The organism is Hypericibacter sp. (assembly GCF_050729195.1).
In the GTDB taxonomy this organism is placed as follows: Bacteria; Pseudomonadota; Alphaproteobacteria; order Dongiales; family Dongiaceae; genus Hypericibacter.
This window is the reverse complement of the sequence record NZ_JBOHKS010000326.1, coordinates 1-3,224: the sequence shown is the minus strand read 5'-3', so window position 1 is coordinate 3,224 and position 3,224 is coordinate 1. Positions and strand designations below refer to the sequence as shown.

Annotated in this window: 4 protein-coding genes; all 4 read left to right on the top strand. The window is 67.4% G+C overall.

What is annotated here, in order from left to right; translation table 11 throughout:
* The first annotated feature begins 39 nt into the window (after positions 1-39).
* The gene (gene otnK / locus ACREE8_RS26250; protein WP_431575981.1) at positions 40-1,308 is read left to right on the top strand and encodes a 3-oxo-tetronate kinase; all 1,269 of its coding nucleotides are present in this window, start codon (positions 40-42) and stop codon (positions 1,306-1,308) included.
* Positions 1,305-1,937, top strand: coding sequence for a 3-oxo-tetronate 4-phosphate decarboxylase (gene otnC / locus ACREE8_RS26245; protein ID WP_431575980.1), 633 nt, complete (start codon positions 1,305-1,307; stop codon positions 1,935-1,937). Before otnK ends, otnC begins: the two co-directional genes overlap by 4 nt.
* A 17-nt stretch (positions 1,938-1,954) precedes the next feature.
* Positions 1,955-2,782, top strand: coding sequence for a 2-oxo-tetronate isomerase (gene otnI, locus ACREE8_RS26240; RefSeq protein WP_431575979.1), 828 nt, complete (start codon positions 1,955-1,957; stop codon positions 2,780-2,782).
* Positions 2,779-3,224 (top strand): NAD-dependent epimerase/dehydratase family protein (locus tag ACREE8_RS26235; RefSeq protein WP_431575978.1); only part of this gene is annotated, 446 nt, incomplete at its 3' end. The genes otnI and ACREE8_RS26235, both read left to right, overlap by 4 nt.

Below are 3,224 nucleotides of genomic sequence, written 5' to 3'. Positions count from 1 at the left end.
CCCTCCCCCTGAAGGGGGAGGGGACACAAGTCGCCTCCCGTGACCGTCCTGCTGGGTTGCATCGCCGACGATCTGACGGGTGCGACCGATCTCGCCAACATGCTGGCGCGCGAGGGCATGCGCACGGTGCAGACGATCGGCATCCCGGCGCGCGAGCTGGCGCTGCCGCCGGCCGATGCGGTGGTGATCGCGCTCAAATCGCGCACCATCCCGGCCGAGGATGCGGTGCGCCAGTCGTTGGTGGCGCTGGACTGGCTCAAGCGCAATGGTGCCCGCCAGATTCTCTTCAAATATTGCTCGACTTTCGATTCGACCGATGCCGGCAATATCGGCCCCGTCGCCGACGCGCTGTTGAAGGCGCTCCATGCGCGCTTCACCATCGCCTGTCCTGCTTTCCCGGAGAACGGGCGCAGCGTGTTCCAGGGCAATCTCTTCGTCGGCAATGTCTCGCTGGCCGATTCCGGCATGCGTCACCATCCGCTGACGCCGATGACGGATTCGAATCTGGTGCGGGTGCTGGGACGCCAGACCAAGGCCAAGGTCGGACTCGTGCCCTACAACATCGTGCGGGAAGGCCCGGCCGCGATCCGCAAGGCCTTCGAGCAGCTTCAGCATGACGGCATGAGCCATGCGATCGTCGACGCGATCGAGAACCAGCATTTGCGCGATATCGGTGCGGCTTCGTCGGATCTGGCCTTGATCACCGGCGGCTCCGGCATCGCGATCGGGCTGCCGGCGAATTTCCGGAAAGAGAATCGTCTGGCGCCCGCGGGTCCGCCCGAGAAGCTGGAGCGCATCGAGGGCCTCTCGGCCGTGCTCTCGGGCAGCTGCTCACAGGCGACCCTGGGCCAGGTTGCCGCCTGGAAGGCGCGTCGGCCCGCCTTCGCGATCGATCCACTGGCCCTGGCGCAGGGCCGCGATCTCGTCGCCGACGCGACGGCCTGGGCGCAGAGCCATATGTCCCGGGAACCGGTGCTGATCTATGCCAGCGCGCCGCCCGAGGAGGTGGCCAAGGTCCAGGCGGCGCTGGGCCGCGAGAAGGCGGGGGCGCTGATCGAGGAGACGCTGGCCAGGATCGCGCAGCGCCTGGTGGCGGCGGGCTTGCGCAAGCTCGTCATCGCCGGCGGCGAAACCTCCGGCGCCATCGTGCAGCGGCTGGGGGTGAGCGTGCTGCGGATCGGGCCGCAGATCGATCCGGGCGTGCCCTGGACCTTGAGTCTTGGCACGCCGAGGCTGGCACTTGCGCTCAAGTCCGGTAATTTCGGCGGGCCCGATTTCTTCATCAAGGCGCTGGAGATGCTGACATGAGCGAGTCCGCTTGGCGCGAGAAGATCGCGACGCTGGGACGTTCGATGTTCCAGCGCGGCCTTACCTTCGGCTCGTCCGGCAATATCAGCGTGAAGGTTTCGGACGGCTGGCTGATGACGCCGACCAATGTGGCGCTGGGCGATATCGATCCGGCGCGGATCTCGAAGCTGGACGCAGCCGGCAAGCATCTCTCGGGCGACGCGCCGACCAAGGAGGCGATGCTCCATCTCGCCATGTATCGCGAGCGGCCCAACGCCGCCGCCGTGGTCCATCTTCATTCGACCCATTCGGTCGCGGTCTCGGCGCTGTCCCATATCGATCCCGAGGATGTGCTGCCGCCGATCACCGCCTATTACGTGATGCGGGTCGGCCGGCTGCCGCTGGTGCCCTATTACCCGCCGGGCGACCAGGCCCTGGCCGAGGCGGTGGGAAAGCTCGCCGGCAAGCATCATGCCCTGCTGCTGGCCAATCACGGCCCGGTGGTGGCGGGGACCTCGCTCGAAGCCGCCGCGGGCGCCATTGAAGAGCTGGAGGAAACGGCCAAGCTCTATCTCATGCTGCAGGGCCAGCGCGTCAAAATCCTATCGCCCGAGCAGGTCGCGGCCTTGCGCGAGCGCTACCCCAGCTGAAGGGATCACCCGACTTCATGGCCACTCCTCCCTCAAAGCCAAGGCTCGCCGCCAATCTCAGCATGATCTTCCCCGAGGTCGAGTTCCTCGACCGCTTCGCGGCCGCGGCCGCAGTCGGGTTCCGCGCGATCGAATATCTCTTCCCTTATGCCTTCGCCAAGGCCGAGATCCGAGCGCGCCTCGACAGCTGGGGGCTCGAGCAGGTGCTCTTCAACGCGCCGCCGGGCGATTTCGAGAACGGCGAGCGCGGCATCGCAGGATTGCCGGGCCGTGAGACGGAGTTCCGGAAATCGATCGAGCTGGCGCTGGACTATGCCGCGACCCTGCGCTGTCCGCGGATCCATGTGATGGCGGGGCTGGTGCCGATCGCGGGCGATCCGCGCCGCCATCGCGAGGTCTATGTCGAGAATCTGAGCTGGGCCGCGAGCCAGGCGCGGAACGGCGCCATCGATCTGATGATCGAGCCGCTCAACGCCAAGGATTTCCCCGGCTATCTGATCGGCACGCCCCAGGCGGCGCGCTCGGTCATCGAGGAGGTCGGCGCCCGCAACATCCGGCTGCAATATGATTTCTATCACGCGCAGATGACCCATGGCCGGCTGCTCGACACCTTTGCCGCCGAGCAGGATCTCATCGGGCATGTCCAGATCGCCGGGGTGCCGGGCCGCAACGAGCCCGACGACAGCCAGGAGATCAATTATCGCGCCGTCTTCGCCGGGCTCGAGACCATGGGCTATGGCGGCTGGATCGGCTGCGAATACCGCCCGCGCGGCGACACCGTCGCCGGGCTCGCCTGGGCGGCCCCCTACGGCATCGGTCCGAACCACAAGAAGGCAGGCGCATGAAAACCGTCATCACCGGCGGCACGGGATTCCTGGGGTTGATGCTGGCGCGCGCGCTCATCAGGCGCGGCCGCCTGACGGCGCCCTCGGGCAAGCAAGAAGAGATCGACGAGATCCTGCTGTTCGACGTCGTGGCGCCGCCAGCGCGCCCCGCGGGCCTCGACGACCGCGTGAAGATCGCGACCGGCGAAATCTCCGACGCGGCGCGTATCGCCGGACTGATCGACCGCGACGATATCGGCATCTTCCATCTGGCCTCGGTCGTCAGCGGCGAGGGCGAGCAGAATTTCGATCTCGCCATGCGCGTCAATCTCGACGGCACGCGCCATCTGCTGGAGGCCGCCCGCGCGCGGGGGAGCCGGCCGCGCCTCGTCTTCGCCAGCTCGATCGCGGTCTTCGGCGGCGACGGCATGCCGACCAGCGTCGGCGATGCCGTCAAGCAGAC